We start from the raw sequence: 16,928 nt of genomic DNA, 5'->3' as shown, positions 1-16,928 counted from the left end.
TTATACCTTGCCACCCGAGTTTCATACCCGTGCTCATTGGGAATCACGACGATGGACTACATCGAAAACCTGCGGCACTTCCGCGCCGTCATGGAAGCGGGCAGCTTCACGAAGGCGGCGGACATGCTGAGTGTCACGACGCCGGTCGTGTCGCGGGCCATTGCCGGCCTCGAAGCAAAGTTGGGCACGCGGCTCTTTCACCGGACCACGCGCCAGATGTCCGCCACCGAAGCGGCCGAGCGGCTCTATGAGCGGGCCATTCGCGTGCTCGACGAAATCGACGCGCTGGAGGCCGACGCCACCGGTCACACAGCGGAAGCCACCGGCATACTGCGGCTCGTCGCACACACCACGGCGACGGTCAACCGGCTCGTGCCGCTCATCGCCAGTTTCAAGCGCGCGCAACCCAAGGTGATTCTGGATGTGACGCTGTCCGAACGTCCCGTCGATCTCGTCGCGGACGGCTACGATCTCGGGATCGTCGTCCCCTACATGCTCTCCAGCGAATTGACCGTCACGCGGCTGCTCGAACGCATCCCGCAGCTGCTCGTCGCCGCGCCCGCCTATCTGGAGCGCCACGCCTTGCCGCGCGACCCGGCGGACCTCGCCGGACATACGTTCGTCACCATGTCGCCAGCCATCCGCAAGCAGGAACTGGGGTTTCGGATCGGTGAGGAGGAGGTGACGGTGCCGCTCAACGGCGACGTATCGTCGAACAGTCCCATGTTCAACCGTACGATGATTCTCGAAGGTTTCGGGCTGGGCGTCATCCCACAGGCGCTGGTACAGGACGAACTCGACGCGGGCAAACTGGTGCCCGTGTTGCCGGATTTTCCGCTCATGGACGACGCCATCGAAATTCGTCTTGCGTACAACACCCGCACGCTGATGCCGGCCAAAGTGCGCGTGTTCATCGAGCACGCGGCCGCGTTCTACGAGGCCTTGGCAGGCGCCGACCACGCCTGACGGGCCAGCGCCGGAGCTTTGGGCATCCCGGCGCCGCCGGGTTCAGATGCGCTAATGCAGCGATTCTTGTCAAAACGGTGAGAATCAGATGCAGCGGATCGCGTTGATGTGGTCCCGCTCGCCCCGTACAGTGTGCTTATGCACACTCGAATCCTCCAGAACGACGACTGTTTTGCTGTCAGGCAAGCCGCGCGGCAGGTCTCCCAGCTCTACGAACGTCATTTATCCGCAGCCGGCGTTACCCCGACGCAGTTCAGCATTTTGACGGCGCTGGGCTTGCAACGGGGGCAGACGATGCAATGCCTGTCCACCACGATGGTGATGGAACGCACCACCGTGATTCGTGCCTTGAAACCTCTGCTGAAATGCGGCTACGTCAGCAGCGCCGCCGAAGATCACGGCAGAAGGTTGCTGCTGAGCCTGACCGAAAAAGGCCGGGCGAAGCAGGAAGAGGCGGCGCAGTACTGGCAGGCGGCACAGATGGAGTTCGAAGAGCGGTTCGGCGCGCCGGCGGCAGTGCGTCTGCGAGAAGAGTTGTTCCGGATCGGCACGGAACTGTCGCCGCACGAGTAAACCGCGCAGCTTCTGGTTAGAAATTTTCGAAAAAATCCCCATCCATTTTATAGGTGTCCTGATGAATACCCCGGTAACTCCTGTCTCCGACGCTGCCACTGTCCCGGCCACGGCAGCGGCCAAAGCCCGGCCGCTGCCGTGGATGAAGCTGGCGGTGCTGGCGGTCGTGGTCGTGCTGGCCGCGGCCGCCGGCTACTGGTATTTCGTGCTGCGTTTTCAGCAAAGCACCGACGACGCGTATGTGGGCGGCAACGTCACGGTGATGGCGCCCAAGGTGAGCGGCTTCATCGACCAGATTCTGGTTGAAGACAATCAGCACGTGAAAGCCGGCCAGATCCTGGTGCGTCTCGACTCGCGCGATTACGACGCGAAGCTGGCGCAGGCGAGCGCCGAGGTCCAGAGCGCGCGCTCGGCGGTAGAAGAGCTGAAGGCGAGGCAGGTGCTTCAGCAAGCCATCATCAATCAGAACGAGGCGGAGACCGCCGCCTCGAAGGCCGAGCTGACACGCAGCAGCGAAGACCAGACGCGTTACCGCGAACTCGTGAAGGACGATGCCGTGTCCAACCAGATCGTAGAGCGCGCCAACGCGGATTTCTCGAAGGCGCAGGCGGCCGTGCAGAAGAGCGACGCAGCGGTCGCGGCGGCCAAACGCGAACTGGACGTGCTGGCAGCGCAACTGGACGATGCCAACGCACGGGTCAATACGAGCCTGGCCGCTGAGTGGGTCGCCCAACTGAACGTCGAATACACCGTCATTCGCGCCCCGGTGGATGGCTACATCGGCAACCGCACGGCCCGTATCGGCGCATTGGCCAACGTGGGGGTGCCGATTCTCTCCGTGGTGCCCGAGCAAGGTCTCTGGGTGGACGCCAACTTCAAGGAAGACCAGCTCAAGAAGATGCGCGTGGGCGACACGGCGGATGTGCAACTGGACGCGTCGAGCCTCGTCATTCATGGCCGCGTGGAAAGCCTCGCGCCGGCGACGGGCGCGACCTTTAGCGTGCTGCCACCGGAAAACGCCACCGGCAACTTCACGAAGATCGTGCAGCGCGTGCCGGTGCGCATCCATCTGGATACGCCGCGAGGCATGGAAGCGGTGCTGCGCCCCGGACTCTCGTCGGTCGTCACCGTCCATACGGTTGGCGGTGATGAGCAGAGCGGCAACTGAACGGCAAATGAGCGGCAACTGAGAAGCCCGGAGCCCATCATGACGACCCAATTCGCTGACCCCGCCTTACAGCCGTTAAAGCAACGCGTGTTTGCTTTCGCGCTGATGTGCCTGGGGTTTTTCATGGCAACGCTGGATATCCAGATCGTGGCCTCGTCCCTGCGCGACATTGGCGGTGGACTGTCGGCAAGTCAGGACGAGCTGTCCTGGGTGCAGACTGCCTACCTCATCGCGGAAATTCTCGTGATTCCGATGTCGGGCTGGCTGTCCAAAGTGTTTTCGACGCGCTGGCTGTTCGTCGCGTCCGCGGTGGGATTCACGATCACCAGCATGTTGTGCGGCATTGCGTGGGACATCAACTCGATGATCCTGTTTCGCGGACTGCAAGGCGCGCTGGGTGCCGCGATGATCCCGACCGTCTTTACCACGGCGTTCGTGCTGTTTCCCGGCAAGCAACGCATCGTGGCCTCGACCACGATCGGCGCGCTGGCGTCGCTTGCGCCGGCCGTGGGGCCGGTGATTGGCGGCTGGATCACGGATCAGTGGTCGTGGCATTGGCTCTTCTATCTGAATCTCATCCCTGGTGTGTTCGTCGCCGCGCTCGTACCGAAGTACGTCAATATCGATGCGCCGGATCTGAAGCTGCTGAAGTCGGGTGACTATCTGGGCATTCTTTTGATGTCGGGTTTTCTCGGCTGTCTGGAGTATGTGCTGGAAGAGGGGCCACGCAAGAACTGGTTCGGAGACCATATCATCATCGCCTGTACGTGGATTTCGGCGATCTGTGGTTTCCTGTTCATCGTGCACGCCTTCACGGCCAAAGAGACCATCGTCGATATCCGCGCGTTGTTCGTGCGTAACTTTGGGATTGGCAGCCTGCTGTCGTTCATCACCGGGATCGGCATCTTCGTGTCGGTGTTCCTGACGCCGCTGTTCCTCGCGCAGGTTCGCGGCTTCAATTCGCTGCAGATCGGCATTGCGTTGCTGTCAGTAGGCGGATTCCAGTTGCTGGGACTGGTGGTGTACGCGTTCGCGACCCGCTACATCAGCCTGCGCGTCCTGATGGTGTTCGGGCTCGTGCTGTTCGGCATTGGCTGTTATCTGTACGTGCCATTGACGCACGACTGGGGCTGGCAGCAATTGCTGCTGCCGCAGGCGCTGCGCGGTATCGGACAACAGTTCTGTATTGCACCGATCGTGACGATGGCGCTCGGCTCGCTGCCTGCCTCGCGTCTCAAGTCGGCCAGCGGCCTGTTCAATCTGATGCGAAACCTCGGCGGCGCGATCGGCATTGCGGTCAGCGCGACCATGCTCAACGACCGCCTGAATTTCCACTATCTGCGGCTGAACGAGAGTGTTACCGCAGGTGCGCCGCAAGTGGTGAGCGTGCTGAATCAGCAGGTTCAGCACTGGGCGCTGACGGCGGGCGATGCGGTCAACGCATCGCAGTCCGGTCTCGCCTCCTTGCAGCATCTGATTTATCGCGAAGCACTCACGCTCACTTTCTCGGACACCTTTTACGTGCTGTCCCTGTGTTTTGTCGTCGCGGTGTTCAGCGTGTTCTTCTCGAATCCGTTCTCCAATTCGGCCCCTCCGCCGGACGCACATTAATCGAGGTCAGTCATGAAAAAGCTTTTGATCGCTGCGGCGGCAAGCCTGTTGATGGCGGCGTGTGCCGTGCAGCCGGCCACCCATCCCGAACTGAAAGACACCGTATCGACGGTGGCGCCGTCCACGTGGTCGGTCGATGTACCGGCCAGCGGTACGGATGCGAAAGTCTGGTGGGCGCAGTTCAACGACCCGACGCTCGACAAGTTGATCGACACCGTGCTGACCGGCAATCTGGATCTCAAGGCAGCCGAGGAACGCGTGAAGCAGGCGCAGTCGCTCACCACGCAAAAGCGCGCGGTGCTACTGCCGGAACTCGACGCGACGGCCCAGGTGGCGGATGCCCGGCAGAACACGCCGCCGCCGTTGGGATACGTGCGCCAGGGCGGTGTCGGACTGGCGTTGAACTGGTCGCCCGACGTGTTTGGTGGCGAACGTCTCGACCTGCTTGCGGCCGAATCCACCCTGGTGGGGCAGCAGCACGCCGAGGACGAAGTGCGACTCGCGCTCGCCGCCGATACCGCCGCCGCCTACGTGGACCTGCGTTGGGCCCAGGCGGAAATGAAAATCCTCCAGGACAATCTGGAGATTCGCAACCGCGCCTTGCAGTTGACGCAGGAGCGCCTGCACTTCGGTCTCTCCACGGAGCTCGACGTCAGCCGCGCTCAGAATCAACTGGATGCGCTGAAGTCGCGCATCGCACCGACACAGGCCACCATCCAGCAGCAACTCGACCTGATCGCCGTGTATTCGGGCAGAACGCCTGAGTCGGTGGATGCGCTGGTGTTGTCCACGCCCGCGGCCATTCCGACGCCAGCCGGCACGGCACCCACCACGTTGCCATCCGAAGCGTTGTTGCGGCGGCCCGACGTGCTCACCGCGTACGCGCGTGTCGAACAACGGGCGGCCCAGGTGGGCGTAGCCAAGGCAGAGCGTTATCCGAAGTTCAATCTGAATCTGGCTGATGGCCTGCTGGCTGCCTCGTATGTGGGCGCACCGACGTTGACCGACAACCTGTTCAGCGCCGCGCTTAGCGCCACCAGCCCGATCTTCAACGCCGGGCGAATCACGGCGGATATCAATCAGAGCGAAAGCAGGATGCAGGAGTCGCAGTTGAATCTCCAGCAAACCATTCTGCAGGCGCTGCGCGAGGTCGAGGATTCACGCGCCGACCTGATTGGGCGTAACGACCAGACGGCCAACCTGAGGTCGGCACTGGGTGCGTCGGACAAATCGCTGCGGCTTGCCAACGAGCTTTACAAGGGCGGCGCGACGGACTTCCTCGACGTTCTGTCCGCGCAGGAAGTGTTTTTGCGCGACTCGGATGCGCTCAATCTGGCGAGTCGGGACAAGGCGCTGGCGGCGGTGGCGTTGTATCGCTCACTGGGAGGCGGGTGGAGCGCGAACGATACCGTGGCGGTCAGCAAGGTGCCGGGGATCGCCTCGCAATGAGCGGCGCCCCCCTCAACCGTACGCTTCCAGTCGCACGCCGGGTGGTAACATTTGTTGTCAAGTTACTTCCCGGAAACACCGCATGCCCGACAGTTTCGACCAGCTCGCCGCCCTGATCCGGGCGCGCTTTTCCGAACTGAGTCCGCAGTTCCAGATGGGCGCGGCGTTCCTGCTGGACCATCCCGACGAAGTCGCCGTGTCGTCCATGCGCAAGGTGGCCGAGCGCGCTCAGGTGCAACCGGCGTCGCTGGTGCGGCTCTCGCAGCAACTCGGCTTTCCTGGCTGGAACGAGCTGCGCAATCTTTTCGTGGCACGCGTTCGCACGCGTCCCGAGCCGCTCACCACGCGCGCGCGTTCGCTCGTCAAGGCCAATGCCAAAGACGCGCTTGCCAACGATCTGCTGGTTGCACAGCAACATAATCTGGATGTCACCGCAGCGCACAACGGACGTGTCGTGATCGAGGCGGCGCGTCTGCTGCGACGCGCGTCTCACGTGCACGTCGCCGGCTTCCGCTCCTGTTATGCGGTGGCCTTCGGCCTCGTGTATGGCTACCGGCTGTTTCGCCCATCCGTCTCGCTGCTGACTGGCGAAGCCGGCACGCTGGAAATGCAGTTGCGCAGCATCACGCGTGACAGCGCCACCATCGTGATCAGCTTTGCGCCGTACTCGATGGAAGCGGCGCGGGTGGCGGAAGCGGCGCTGGAGAAGGGCAGCAAACTGATCGCGATCACTGACAGCGCGGTCGCGCCGATCGCCCTCAATGCCGACAAGGTGTTGATCTTTTCGCACGAGAGTCCCTCGTTTTTCCCCTCGCTGGTGGCGGCCACGGGCCTGGCCGAATCGCTGGTCGCGCATCTGCTCGCGCTCGAAGGCGGCGATGCGGTCGCCCAGCTCGAGATTGCCGAGCGCTCGCTCCATGCCAAGGGCGCGTACGTTCCTTAAGCCTTGAATTAAACCTGCGTGACTCACTCACGTGCACGCGCATATCCACGTTGACAACATATGTTGTTTGTATGTATAAATTAGTATCGAGTGTTGAATTGATCGTATTGATGGGTTTCAGCGTTGCAGATACTGCGATGCATGCACCATCAACCAGTGAGCAATCAATCAGGAACGTGACGTAAGCGAGGCGAGTGTCGATGCAGCAATGGAGTCTTTTCCGGGTGACGGGTCAGCCGGACGATATTGGTTACCGGCTGGGCGAACTGGCGCGGCCGATCATGGCCGGTTACATGCAGCAAAGCTCGGCCTGGCAGCGGGTCAGTCAATGGCGTGGCCATCCTTTTGTGAACGCGCTGCGCGACGCGGCTGAAGCGCATTTTCCAGGGCTGATGGCCGAACTCGCAGGCATGGCCGCCGGCTTGGGCTGGTCCGTCGAAGACGTGTTTCTCTGGAACTGCCGTGGCGAGTTGATCCACAACGCGCCGGACGGCTGCACCACGCTCGCGGCGGCGTCGGAGCATGCGCGCCTCATTGCGCATAACGAAGACGGCGACCCGTATCTGCGTTCGCGTTGCTTTCTGGTGGACGTGCAGCCAGTGGGCAAACCCGGCTTCGTCAGCTTCTACTACCCTGGTTCATTGCCTGGCCACACGTTCGCCGCGAGTCGCGCGGGCCTCGTGCAGGCCATCAACAATCTGCGCATTCGCGAACCGGCTGCGGGCGTACCGCGCATGCTGCTCGCGCGCGCCGTACTCGACGCGAGTTCACTGGATGAAGCCGTCCACCTGCTGCGCGACACGCCTCGCGCGAGCGGCTTTCACCACACCTTGGGCAGCGCGGGCGATTCCCGTTTGCTGAGCATCGAGGCTAGCGCCGCGCGCTGCTCGATCGTGACCGACATCACGCTGTCGGGACACGCCAATCACATGATCCATCCAGGTTGCGAAGCCGAAGCGCAGATCGTGACCGACTCGTCGCGCGACCGGCAGGCACGCGTCGACACCTTGCTCGCATCATTGCGCGGCAGCGTGACGGACCAGGCACTGTTGCGCGTGCTGCACGATCGGGCACCGGCTGGCTTGCCGATCTACCGCGACGACCCCAACGACCCCGACGACGAAAACACCCTTGCCACCGCGCTCTTTCGCCTCGAAGCGGACGGCGTGGCGATGCAGGTGTACCAGCAGAGCCATTGCGCTTTCGATACGTTTATCCCGAACACCGCTCACACGCCCACCGGGCCGCGCTAACGCGCTGCGGCCCCGTACCTTCATGCGATAAGGAACGCTCATGTCCACCGTTTTTCACCGTGCCCCGAAACAGGTTTTACCCGTTGCCGTTGCGGGCGACGGCATCGAGATCATCGATTCCACTGGCAAGCGCTACATCGACGCTTCGGGCGGCGCCGCAGTGTCGTGTCTCGGTCATAGCAATCAGCGCGTGATCGACGCGATCAAGCGTCAGGCGCAGCAACTGCCGTATGCGCATACGGCGTTCTTTACGACGCAGGCCGCTGAAGAACTGGCCGAGCGCCTCGTGGCCGACGCACCGCAGGGGTTGAACCATGTGTACTTCGTCTCCGGCGGTTCTGAAGCGATGGAAGCGGCCCTGAAGCTGGCGCGGCAGTATTTCGTCGAGAAGGGCGAGGTGCAACGCCGTCATTTCATTGCGCGCCGCCAGAGTTATCACGGCAACACGCTCGGCGCGCTGGCCATTGGCGGTAACGCGTGGCGTCGCGAGCCGTTTCTGCCCATCCTGATCGAAGCGCATCACGTGAGCCCGTGTTACGCGTACCGTGAGCAACGCGCGGACGAAACAGAAGAGGCTTTTGCACAGCGGCTCGCCGACGAACTCGAACATAAGATTCTCGAACTCGGCGCGGACACCGTGGCCGCGTTCGTCGCGGAGACGGTGGTCGGAGCAACGGCCGGCGCCGTGCCACCAGTGCGTGAATATTTCCGCAAGATCCGCGCAGTGTGTGACCGCTACGGCGTGCTGCTGATTCTCGATGAAATCATGTCGGGAATGGGGCGCACGGGCTATCTTTACGCGTGCGAGGAAGACGGTGTGGCGCCCGATCTGCTGACCATCGCGAAGGGGCTCGGCGCGGGCTATCAGCCGATTGGCGCAACGCTCGTCAGTGATCGCATCTATCAGACCATCGTCGGCGGCTCGGGCTTTTTCCAGCATGGACATACGTATATCGGTCACGCTACTGCGTGCGCGGCGGCGCTCGAGGTGCAACGGGTCATCGCGGAAGACAGGTTGCTCGACAACGTGCAGGCGCGTGGCGAGCAGTTGCGCGCGGCGCTGCGCGCGCGTTATGCGCAGCATCCCCATATCGGTGACGTGCGCGGGCGGGGACTCTTTGTCGGCGTTGAACTGGTGCGCGAGCGCGCCACCAAACAGCCGTTCGACGCGCGCCTGAAACTGCATGCGGCCATCAAACGCGAGGCCTTCGCGCGCGGCCTGATGGTGTATCCGATGGGCGGGACGGTGGACGGCAAAGAGGGCGATCATGTGTTGCTCGCGCCGCCGTTCATCTGCACGGCGCAGGACATCGACGCCATTGTCAGCCGCCTCGCGGATGCCATCGACGTCGCGCTGATTTCCAGCGGCGCGCTCAATGCCGCGTGAAGCGTGACAGCGCGTGATATGGCGTGACCCGTGCTGCGGCGTGACCCTGTGTGAGCCGAACCAGGGACACCCGTAGCGCGCTTCTCCATGACTAGTGAGACTTTCCATGACTGACCGTTTGCCGCATTTCGACGCATCGTACGCCACGCCCGAGCAGAAGGCGGTTCTCGAGGAGATTCTGTCGGGTCCGCGTGGCAATCTGAATGGGCCGTTTCTGGGCTGGATTCATAGCCCGGAACTCGCGCAACAGGCGCAACGATTGGGCGCGTTTTGCCGCTATCACACCGGTTTGCCGCTGCGCCTCTCCGAACTGGCGATTCTCGTGACGGCCGCGCGCTGGCAGGCGCAGGCGGAGTGGTACATCCACTATCCGATCGCGCTCGAAGCAGGCGTCTCGCCGCACGACGCCGAGGCGATCCGCGTGGGTCAGGTTCCCGCTTTTTCAGACCCCGACGATGCGCTGATCTACACCTTCGCTACCGAGTTGTACGACGCCCGACGCGTCTCCGATCCGACCTACGCGGCGACCGTGGCGCGCTTCGGGCATAAGGTGACGATCAACCTGGTTGGGCTCCTCGGCTACTACGCGCTGGTGGCGATGACGCTGAATGTATTCGACATGCGCGCGCACGGTCAGGACACCCTGCCGTTCGCGGAGTGACCGCCCAGGTGACGTGACGTGACTTGACGTGACCTGACGTGACGCGCGCAGTTCCGCGGGCATCCTTCGACGCACGCGGAACTGCGCAGCAGTGAGGGCAAAGTAAAACTACGACTGAGCCGCCAGATCGGCCAGAAAATCCTGCGCCCGCTCTGAGAGGCCGAGCGTGAGATTGAGCGTCCGGCCAGCGGCGGTGGCGACTCTGGGGCGGGCACGGGCTTCGAGTGCGTCCACGGCCGCCGTGAGCCACTCCGGAAACTTTTCCAGCAACGCGTCGATCAGCACGGCGGCCTGACGCCGGTCCTTGTCCGCCTTGAGCGCGTGCGACGCCGTGCGCAGCGTGCTCACGATCAGTTTGTGAAGCGCGAACCTTGCCGGGTCCGGCAGCATCACCGGAACGGCGTGCTCCTTGCCGAGCACGAAGCCGCGCGACGTATTCGACATCAGATAACGGAAATAGGGCAGCCCCGTGGCGTGCGCGCGCAGATGTGGCAGCGCCTTGGTCTCATAGGCCTTGGTGCCCGGCACGAGCAGGTCGACCTTGAGATGCTGACCGCGTGCCTTGAACGAGGTGGCGGGCTTGCGGGAATCCAGATCCGGCACTTCGAGAAAGGGCAAACTGCTGTCACGCAGAATCTCGAGGAAACTGCGATTCTGCGGAATCGCCACAGAGATATTCCCCGCACTGCCAATGTCGATATCCTCCGTGCGGTAGCTTGCAGCGAGCCGCACGCCAAGACTGTTCTGCAACGCGCCAAAGGCATGCGAGCCGACCAGTACGCCACCGTGACTGAAGATGCCGGCGTTGAAGAGCGTCGCAATGGTGAGCGCGGACGAATTGTCCGCCGCGGCGAAGCCCGCCTTGCGCAGAAGCTGCACATCTGCGGCGAGGGTGCGCATTTCGGCGCTCTCCTGCAACCTGGCTTCGAGGGCGGCCTCCGTGGCGGGTTCTCCGTCACGACCCAGGGAGGTTTCCATGTGCTTGCCGGAGGCCAGATACACCCGCCAATACAGATACGTTTTCCCGTCCACCGTCTTGCGCGCCGCGGAGCCCGGCGAATGCAGCGGCACGTGCGCAAGCGCGCCGGCCCGCTCCGTAACGGAGGAATACAGCGCCTGAAGGGCGTCGTTGTGGAAGTCGGTCATCGGGAGTGGCCGGTTTATACCTTGTGATTAGACGATAGGGTATAAGCCGCCGACGCGAATTTATACCTTATGAAACGATCATAGGGTATAAACTGTGACGCCGCAAATTTATACCTTACGAACCAATGCTAAGGTATAAACAGGCCGTCCGCCAGGGCCCCCAACGCTGAATGTGATATGCGCCTATGATGAAACCCGGTCTACGCCCACACCTGTTCGCGTCGTGTAAACCGCATTGACCAGCATCGAAGCGACATCGCAACCGCAAGCACCCGGGCTGGACCGTTGCGGCAGGCAGCATGGTCGAATGCAGAACAGCGCTGGCAGGTCAGGACCGGAACAGGCGCTTACGCGCTCACGCCGGTCGACACAGGAGAGGACGATGAAGCGCAAGGCATCAGCGGTCTGGCAAGGTGGCCTGCAGGACGGCAAGGGCACGATTTCTACTGACAGTGGGGTTCTGAAAGACACCCAGTATTCGTTTGCGACGCGTTTCGAGGACGGCATCGGCACCAATCCGGAAGAACTGATTGCGGCGGCCCATGCCGGGTGCTTCTCTATGGCGCTCTCGGCGGAACTGGGCAAGGCGGGCATCAAGCCGGAACGCATCGCCACCTCGGCGGCGTTGACGCTCGACAAGGTGGACGGCGGCTTCGCGATCACGGCCGTGCATCTGGACGTCAAAGTGAAGATTCCTGGCGGCGACAAGGCGGCGTTCGACAAAGCCACCGCTGACGCCAAGGCGGGTTGCCCGGTCTCGAAGGTGCTGAAGGCGACCATCACGATGGATGCGACGCTCGAAACCTGAGCGTCAGTGGGCCGCCACCACCGGCGACCCCAATAAGCATGGCTCGGGCGAGCGGCTGGCGCGCTCGCCCTTAAAGCCCTTCGGCCTCTCGCTGCGCTGCAATCGGCGCGGGTCGAATTGCGTCTGGCGCTACCGGCAAGAGCTCAGAAGCCGCTGAGGTCCGCAACTTGCTGGGTAAATCACGGTGGGAGTAAGGGGTAGGCAACCCATATAAACGGCACGATTATGACGCCCGTATTGCAGCACAGCATTTAATCGCATTCTCCCGCATGCCAGCTTTATTCACGGTTGATCGAAAAATTTATTGGTGGTTTTGACAATAATTGTTCATATAAAAAATCCGTCAGGCATTTAAAAAATAAAATCGGCTGCCTGACAAATGAGTCAGGCATGTTTTACATCTGCCCGGCGGCGCAAAGCAAATAATGCCCGCTGGAAGCGCCTTTGACCCGGCCTCAACCCGTCGACCGCAAGGGTTTTCACTCAATCGAGCATAATCTCGCCGCACGGGCGGATGTTCAAAATCGCAATTGCCTGTTGCTGAAAACGGTTCAGCTAAAAATCACTTGCGAGCATTAAATTCGATTGATAACCTTGGCAGACTCTAAAACCTCTTTTGCTCATCGGTCACCTTCCGCAATGGGTTAATACATCGCCACGCTTTCGCACCGGGGATTCACATGCTAACTGCCACGCTCGATGCCTTTGATACGCCATCCATGACCTCATTCAACGTCGGCGACGTCGTCACGTTGAAATCGGGCGGATTGCGCATGACGGTGACCGCCGTCGGTCCGGTCGCACTGAGTGCGGACGGCTGGGTGATGTGCGAGTGGTTCGACGAACATGGCGAGTTGCGCCAGGAAAGCTTCGAGCAGACCCAGGTTCGCCTCGAACCGCGCTCTATCCCTGCCGGATCGGTGAAACTGCGCCACGTCAGAGGGTTCGCGCAATCTGCCTGAAATCGGGCCGGGAAGGCTCCCGGCCGTCTGCCTGTCCACCTGTCTTTCTGCCCCGACCTGCTGCAAGACCTGACTGCAAACCTGCGCGATCGACTATCGCCGGGCTTCAGTGGCCATGCGCACCGCGAGGCCAGTCAGCACGGTGCCCATCAACCAGCGCTGCACGACGAGCCACGCGGGACGTTTCGCGAGAAACACCGCGATCGAGCCTGCCATCAACGCGACGATGCAGTTGATGGTCAGGCTGAAGCCAATCTGCACCGCCCCCAGCACGATCGACTGCCCGAGCACGTTGCCGTGTTGCGGGTCGATGAACTGCGGCAGCAGTGACAGATACAGCACCGCAATCTTCGGATTCAGCAGGTTGGTCACGAAGCCCATCGCAAACAGCTTGCGCGGACTGTCCGCCGGCAGGTCGCGCACCTGGAACGGCGAACGGCCGCCCGGTTTGACGGCTTGCCACGCGAGCCACAACATGTAGAGCGCGCCGCCGAAGCGCAGCGCGTCGTAGGCGTACGGCACGGCCAGCAGCAACGCGGTGATGCCGAGCGCGGCGCATAGCATGTAGACCACGAAACCGAGCGCCACGCCGCCCAGCGAAATCATGCCGGCGGTACGTCCCTGGCAGATGGAGCGCGAAACGAGGTAGATCATGTTCGGGCCAGGCGTGAGCGCCATGCCGAGGGAGACGAGACCGAAGGTCAATAGTTTGGCGAGTTCAGGCATGTGGAGTGTCCGGGGCTGCGTTGAGGGTGTTCAGTTTGGATGCGTTTGCGTTGCTTGTGCGTCTGAAATGATGTGATCCGATGAGCGGCGCCGCGGTTATTCGCTCTTGCCGCGCAAGCCGCGCGTTGCACGGCTCTGCACGCGCTGCACCAGCATCACGGAGAAGGTTTTCATGCGCACGGTGCGGCGCGTCTTTTCCACTTCTACAGCAACGTCTTTCGGCGGATTGGGCTGCACCGCCCAATACAGCGCGCCCAGCCAGCCGAAGCCGGTCCAGCCGAGACAGGCATTGAAGAGCGCCAGGGTCAGCAGGTCGTGACGTTTGCGCCTGTCGGCGATGATCGCCGGCAGGAAGTACAGAGTCAGCGCCACCACCGCGCCGATCGCCTGTACGACGATGCTGCTTCCCATGACGGCGCTCCAGAAAATGTAATAGATCGTCTCGATTGTCTCGCGATTACCCGATTCGCGCAGCCAATCTGCACATTTTCCCGCTTCAGAGGGTCTTTGCCGCGCGGCTCGTCTGATTGTGGGTATGCCATGCCCCTGGCCTTTCGTTTAGCCGAATGGGGGCTTCAGACCGAAGGCCGGGAGGGCTATCATGTGCGTTTCGACCGTTCCGGACCGCTACCATGATTTCCGCCGACACCCTTCATCAAGCCAAGGCCATCGATCACGACACACTGCGCGAGTTCGTCGATCGCAAATGGAACGACGAAATCGTCCCCGCGCTCACGGATTACATCGCGGTGCCGGCCAAGAGTCCGGCGTTCGATCCTGAATGGGTCAAGCACGGCTTCATCGAGCGCGTCGTGACGGACGCGGCGCAGTGGGCCGAACAGCAGCCGGTGAAGGGCCTCAAGCTGGAAGTGATCCGCCTCGCGGGCCGCACGCCGGTGATCTTTTTCGAAGCCCCGGCCACGCGCTCGGGCAGCACCGAAACCATCCTGCTTTACGGCCATCTGGACAAGCAGCCAGAGTTCGACGGCTGGCGGAACGATCTCGGCCCGTGGACCCCGAAGCTGGAAAACGACAAGCTCTACGGCCGTGGCGGCGCGGACGACGGTTACGCAATCTACGCCAGCCTGACGGCGCTCGCCGCGCTCGACGCGCAAGGCGTGGAGCGTCCGCGTTGCGTGGGCCTGATCGAAACCTGCGAGGAATCGGGCAGCTACGACCTGCTGCCGTATGTGGATGCGTTGCGCGAGCGGCTCGGCAAGGTCGGCCTCGTGGTGTGCCTCGATTCGGGCGCGGGCAATTACGATCAACTGTGGCTGACCACGTCATTGCGCGGCGTGGTGGCGGGTGAGCTCGAAGTCCACGTGCTCGACGAGGGCATTCACTCGGGCGGCTACGGCGGCATTGCGCCCTCGAGCTTCCGTATCATGCGGCAACTGTTCGACCGTCTCGAAGACGCATCGAACGGCAACCTGCTGCCCAAGGGCTTCCATTGCCCGATTCCGCCGGATCGGTTGCTCGAAGCGGAGGCCACGGCGAAGATTCTCGGCGACGACGTCTGGAAGAAAATCCCGTGGGCATGCGGTCAGGACGGCCGTCAGGTGTTGCCCACCACCACGGACCCGAAGGAAGCGCTGCTCAATTCCACGTGGCGTCCGTCGCTTTCCGTGACGGGCGCGGCGGGCTTGCCGTCCATCGCCGACGCCGGCAATGTGCTGCGTCCGCGCACTTCGTTCAAGCTGTCGCTGCGCCTGCCGCCGCTGGTCGATGCGGTCAAGGCCGTGAACGAACTCAAGGCGCTGCTGGAGTTCGATCCGCCCTACAACGCCAAGGTGACGTTCAAGCCGGAAGCGGCCGCCGCCACCGGCTGGAGCGCGCCGGATCTCGCGCCGTGGCTGGCCTCAGCATTGAACGATGCGTCCCGCCAGCATTACGGCGCGGACTGCGCGTACATGGGGCAGGGCGGCACGATCCCGCTGATGAACACGCTCAAGGAAGGCTTCCCGCATTCGCAGTTCATGGTGTGCGGTGTGCTCGGACCGAAGTCGAATGCGCACGGCCCGAACGAGTTTTTGCACGTGCCTTACGGCAAAAAGCTGACGGCCGCAGTGGCGGATGTGATCGCCGCTGCACCTTGATCGACCCCGATCGACCCTGATCCACCCGGACCCATGACGAGGTGCGCGCATCGATGACCGATATCCACGTGATCCCCGCTGGCCAGCGCGTCGCTCAAGGCGCGCCCCTGCGGATCCCCGCCGACGCTCTGCATGCCTACGTGCGCGCCATCTGGGAACAGGCGGGCAGTGCGCCGCGTGAGGCGCAACTGGTCGCCGATCATCTGCTGGCTGCCAATCTGACGGGGCACGATTCGCACGGCGTCGGCATGATTCCGCGTTACGTCGGCTCGCTGCGCGACAACGAGCTCAAGCTGAACCTGCATGCAGAGGTGGTGCGCGATGCGGGGGCGGTGTTGACCATCGAAGGCAACAAGGGCTTTGGTCAGGTGGTGGCGTACGAGGCCATGCAGCGGGGCATCGAACGCGCGCAGCAACTCGGCATTTGCGCGGTGGGGTTGCGCGGCGCCCATCACATTGGGCGTATCGGACATTGGGCCGAGCAATGTGCGCGGGCGGGCCTCGTCTCGTTTCACTTCGTCAATGTGGCGGGCGATCCGCTGGTCGCGCCGTTTGGCGGTATCGATCGCCGTATCGGCACCAATCCGTTTTGCGCGGCTTATCCGCGGGCCGGCAAAGCGCCGCTGGTGCTCGACTTCGCCACGAGCGCGGTGGCGTTCGGCAAGGTACGGGTGGCGTATAACCAGGGCAAGCAGGTTCCGCCGGGTGCGCTGATCGATCACGCGGGTCAGCCGACCATCGAACCGAAAGACATGGTGGAACCGCCCAACGGCTCCTTGCTGCCATTCGGTGGACACAAGGGTTTTGGTCTCGCAACCATGTGCGAAATTTTCGGCGGCGCGCTCTCCGGCGGCTTTACCACCCATGCGGACACATTGGGCACCAACAACGCCATCATCAATTGCATGCTGTCGGTCATCATCAACCCGGCTGCCTTCGATGCACCCAACGCCGAGGCCGAAGCACAGGCCTTCGTCGACTGGGTGAAGGCCTCGCCGCTGGCCGAAGGAACTGCGCACATCCAGGAGCCTGGCGAGCCCGAGCGGGCTACGCGCGCGGAACGCGAGGCGCACGGCGTGCCGGTCGACCCAAACACCTGGCAGCAGATTGCTGACGCGGCGCGAGCGGTGGGCATGCCAGAGGAGCAGGTGCGGCGCTGGCAAGGCAGTTCCCGCTAGG

General features: G+C 62.7%; 16 protein-coding genes. 13 read left to right on the top strand and 3 right to left on the bottom strand.

The window, feature by feature from the left end; all coding sequences use genetic code 11:
* Positions 1-51: 51 nt before the first annotated feature.
* The 9 genes from D0B32_RS26600 (at position 52) to D0B32_RS26560 (ending at position 10,011) form a co-directional block, all read left to right on the top strand.
* Positions 52-966 (top strand): LysR family transcriptional regulator, encoded by a 915-nt coding sequence (locus D0B32_RS26600; RefSeq protein ID WP_117337308.1) that lies wholly within the window; start codon positions 52-54, stop codon positions 964-966.
* Positions 967-1,104: 138 nt separating this feature from the next.
* Positions 1,105-1,539 (top strand): MarR family winged helix-turn-helix transcriptional regulator, encoded by a 435-nt coding sequence (locus tag D0B32_RS26595; RefSeq protein WP_117337307.1) that lies wholly within the window; start codon positions 1,105-1,107, stop codon positions 1,537-1,539.
* A 61-nt stretch (positions 1,540-1,600) separates the two neighbouring features.
* Positions 1,601-2,707 (top strand): HlyD family secretion protein, encoded by a 1,107-nt coding sequence (locus D0B32_RS26590; RefSeq protein WP_117337306.1) that lies wholly within the window; start codon positions 1,601-1,603, stop codon positions 2,705-2,707.
* A gap of 39 nt (positions 2,708-2,746) precedes the next feature.
* Positions 2,747-4,318 carry a DHA2 family efflux MFS transporter permease subunit gene (locus tag D0B32_RS26585; RefSeq protein WP_117337305.1) on the top strand — a complete coding sequence of 524 codons (1,572 nt, stop codon included), beginning with the start codon at positions 2,747-2,749 and terminating at the stop codon, positions 4,316-4,318.
* Between the two features lie 12 nt (positions 4,319-4,330).
* Complete coding sequence (locus tag D0B32_RS26580) at positions 4,331-5,767, top strand: efflux transporter outer membrane subunit (RefSeq protein WP_117337304.1); 1,437 nt, start codon at positions 4,331-4,333, stop codon at positions 5,765-5,767.
* An 82-nt stretch (positions 5,768-5,849) separates the two neighbouring features.
* A complete protein-coding gene (locus D0B32_RS26575; protein WP_117337303.1) occupies positions 5,850-6,710 on the top strand; it encodes a MurR/RpiR family transcriptional regulator in 861 nt (286 codons plus the stop codon).
* A 200-nt stretch (positions 6,711-6,910) separates the two neighbouring features.
* Positions 6,911-7,963: a C45 family peptidase gene (locus D0B32_RS26570; protein WP_117337302.1), complete on the top strand. Its 1,053-nt coding sequence runs from the start codon at positions 6,911-6,913 to the stop codon at positions 7,961-7,963.
* Between the two features lie 40 nt (positions 7,964-8,003).
* Entirely contained in the window at positions 8,004-9,350 is a 1,347-nt protein-coding gene (locus D0B32_RS26565) for an aspartate aminotransferase family protein (RefSeq protein WP_117337301.1), read from the top strand.
* 106 nt (positions 9,351-9,456) lie between these two features.
* Positions 9,457-10,011 (top strand): carboxymuconolactone decarboxylase family protein, encoded by a 555-nt coding sequence (locus D0B32_RS26560; protein WP_117337300.1) that lies wholly within the window; start codon positions 9,457-9,459, stop codon positions 10,009-10,011.
* Between the two features lie 108 nt (positions 10,012-10,119).
* On the opposite strand, the gene D0B32_RS26555 is transcribed toward D0B32_RS26560, so the two are convergent.
* Positions 10,120-11,157 carry a GSU2403 family nucleotidyltransferase fold protein gene (locus tag D0B32_RS26555; RefSeq protein WP_117337299.1) on the bottom strand — a complete coding sequence of 346 codons (1,038 nt, stop codon included), beginning with the start codon at positions 11,155-11,157 and terminating at the stop codon, positions 10,120-10,122.
* A 382-nt stretch (positions 11,158-11,539) separates the two neighbouring features.
* Between D0B32_RS26555 and D0B32_RS26550 the strand changes: the two genes are divergently transcribed.
* Complete coding sequence (locus D0B32_RS26550; RefSeq protein WP_117337298.1) at positions 11,540-11,965, top strand: OsmC family protein; 426 nt, start codon at positions 11,540-11,542, stop codon at positions 11,963-11,965.
* A gap of 680 nt (positions 11,966-12,645) precedes the next feature.
* Complete coding sequence (locus tag D0B32_RS26545; protein WP_117337297.1) at positions 12,646-12,927, top strand: YodC family protein; 282 nt, start codon at positions 12,646-12,648, stop codon at positions 12,925-12,927.
* A 93-nt stretch (positions 12,928-13,020) separates the two neighbouring features.
* Here the strand turns inward: D0B32_RS26545 and D0B32_RS26540 are convergent, their stop codons facing one another.
* Both D0B32_RS26540 and D0B32_RS26535 read right to left on the bottom strand, forming a co-directional pair.
* Positions 13,021-13,653, bottom strand: a complete 633-nt coding sequence (locus D0B32_RS26540) for a LysE family translocator (protein ID WP_117337296.1) — start codon at positions 13,651-13,653, stop codon at positions 13,021-13,023.
* A gap of 96 nt (positions 13,654-13,749) precedes the next feature.
* A complete protein-coding gene (locus D0B32_RS26535) occupies positions 13,750-14,064 on the bottom strand; it encodes a superinfection immunity protein (protein WP_117337295.1) in 315 nt (104 codons plus the stop codon).
* A gap of 221 nt (positions 14,065-14,285) precedes the next feature.
* Between D0B32_RS26535 and D0B32_RS26530 the strand changes: the two genes are divergently transcribed.
* Both D0B32_RS26530 and D0B32_RS26525 read left to right on the top strand, forming a co-directional pair.
* Positions 14,286-15,749 (top strand): M20 family metallopeptidase, encoded by a 1,464-nt coding sequence (locus tag D0B32_RS26530; RefSeq protein WP_117337294.1) that lies wholly within the window; start codon positions 14,286-14,288, stop codon positions 15,747-15,749.
* Positions 15,750-15,802: 53 nt separating this feature from the next.
* Positions 15,803-16,927, top strand: a complete 1,125-nt coding sequence (locus D0B32_RS26525) for a malate/lactate/ureidoglycolate dehydrogenase (protein WP_117337293.1) — start codon at positions 15,803-15,805, stop codon at positions 16,925-16,927.
* The last annotated feature ends 1 nt before the right edge of the window (position 16,928 follow it).

This window comes from Paraburkholderia sp. DHOC27 (assembly GCF_003429005.1).
In the GTDB taxonomy this organism is placed as follows: Bacteria; Pseudomonadota; Gammaproteobacteria; order Burkholderiales; family Burkholderiaceae; genus Paraburkholderia.
This window is presented reverse-complemented; position numbering and strand designations above follow the sequence as displayed.

Coding starts and splice junctions, on each gene's coding strand:
- D0B32_RS26600 (WP_117337308.1), top strand. CDS start 52: ATGGACTACATCGAAAACCTGCGGCACTTCCGCGCCGTCATGGAAGCG.
- D0B32_RS26595 (WP_117337307.1), top strand. CDS start 1,105: ATGCACACTCGAATCCTCCAGAACGACGACTGTTTTGCTGTCAGGCAA.
- D0B32_RS26590 (WP_117337306.1), top strand. CDS start 1,601: ATGAATACCCCGGTAACTCCTGTCTCCGACGCTGCCACTGTCCCGGCC.
- D0B32_RS26585 (WP_117337305.1), top strand. CDS start 2,747: ATGACGACCCAATTCGCTGACCCCGCCTTACAGCCGTTAAAGCAACGC.
- D0B32_RS26580 (WP_117337304.1), top strand. CDS start 4,331: ATGAAAAAGCTTTTGATCGCTGCGGCGGCAAGCCTGTTGATGGCGGCG.
- D0B32_RS26575 (WP_117337303.1), top strand. CDS start 5,850: ATGCCCGACAGTTTCGACCAGCTCGCCGCCCTGATCCGGGCGCGCTTT.
- D0B32_RS26570 (WP_117337302.1), top strand. CDS start 6,911: ATGCAGCAATGGAGTCTTTTCCGGGTGACGGGTCAGCCGGACGATATT.
- D0B32_RS26565 (WP_117337301.1), top strand. CDS start 8,004: ATGTCCACCGTTTTTCACCGTGCCCCGAAACAGGTTTTACCCGTTGCC.
- D0B32_RS26560 (WP_117337300.1), top strand. CDS start 9,457: ATGACTGACCGTTTGCCGCATTTCGACGCATCGTACGCCACGCCCGAG.
- D0B32_RS26555 (WP_117337299.1), bottom strand. CDS start 11,157: ATGACCGACTTCCACAACGACGCCCTTCAGGCGCTGTATTCCTCCGTT.
- D0B32_RS26550 (WP_117337298.1), top strand. CDS start 11,540: ATGAAGCGCAAGGCATCAGCGGTCTGGCAAGGTGGCCTGCAGGACGGC.
- D0B32_RS26545 (WP_117337297.1), top strand. CDS start 12,646: ATGCTAACTGCCACGCTCGATGCCTTTGATACGCCATCCATGACCTCA.
- D0B32_RS26540 (WP_117337296.1), bottom strand. CDS start 13,653: ATGCCTGAACTCGCCAAACTATTGACCTTCGGTCTCGTCTCCCTCGGC.
- D0B32_RS26535 (WP_117337295.1), bottom strand. CDS start 14,064: ATGGGAAGCAGCATCGTCGTACAGGCGATCGGCGCGGTGGTGGCGCTG.
- D0B32_RS26530 (WP_117337294.1), top strand. CDS start 14,286: ATGATTTCCGCCGACACCCTTCATCAAGCCAAGGCCATCGATCACGAC.
- D0B32_RS26525 (WP_117337293.1), top strand. CDS start 15,803: ATGACCGATATCCACGTGATCCCCGCTGGCCAGCGCGTCGCTCAAGGC.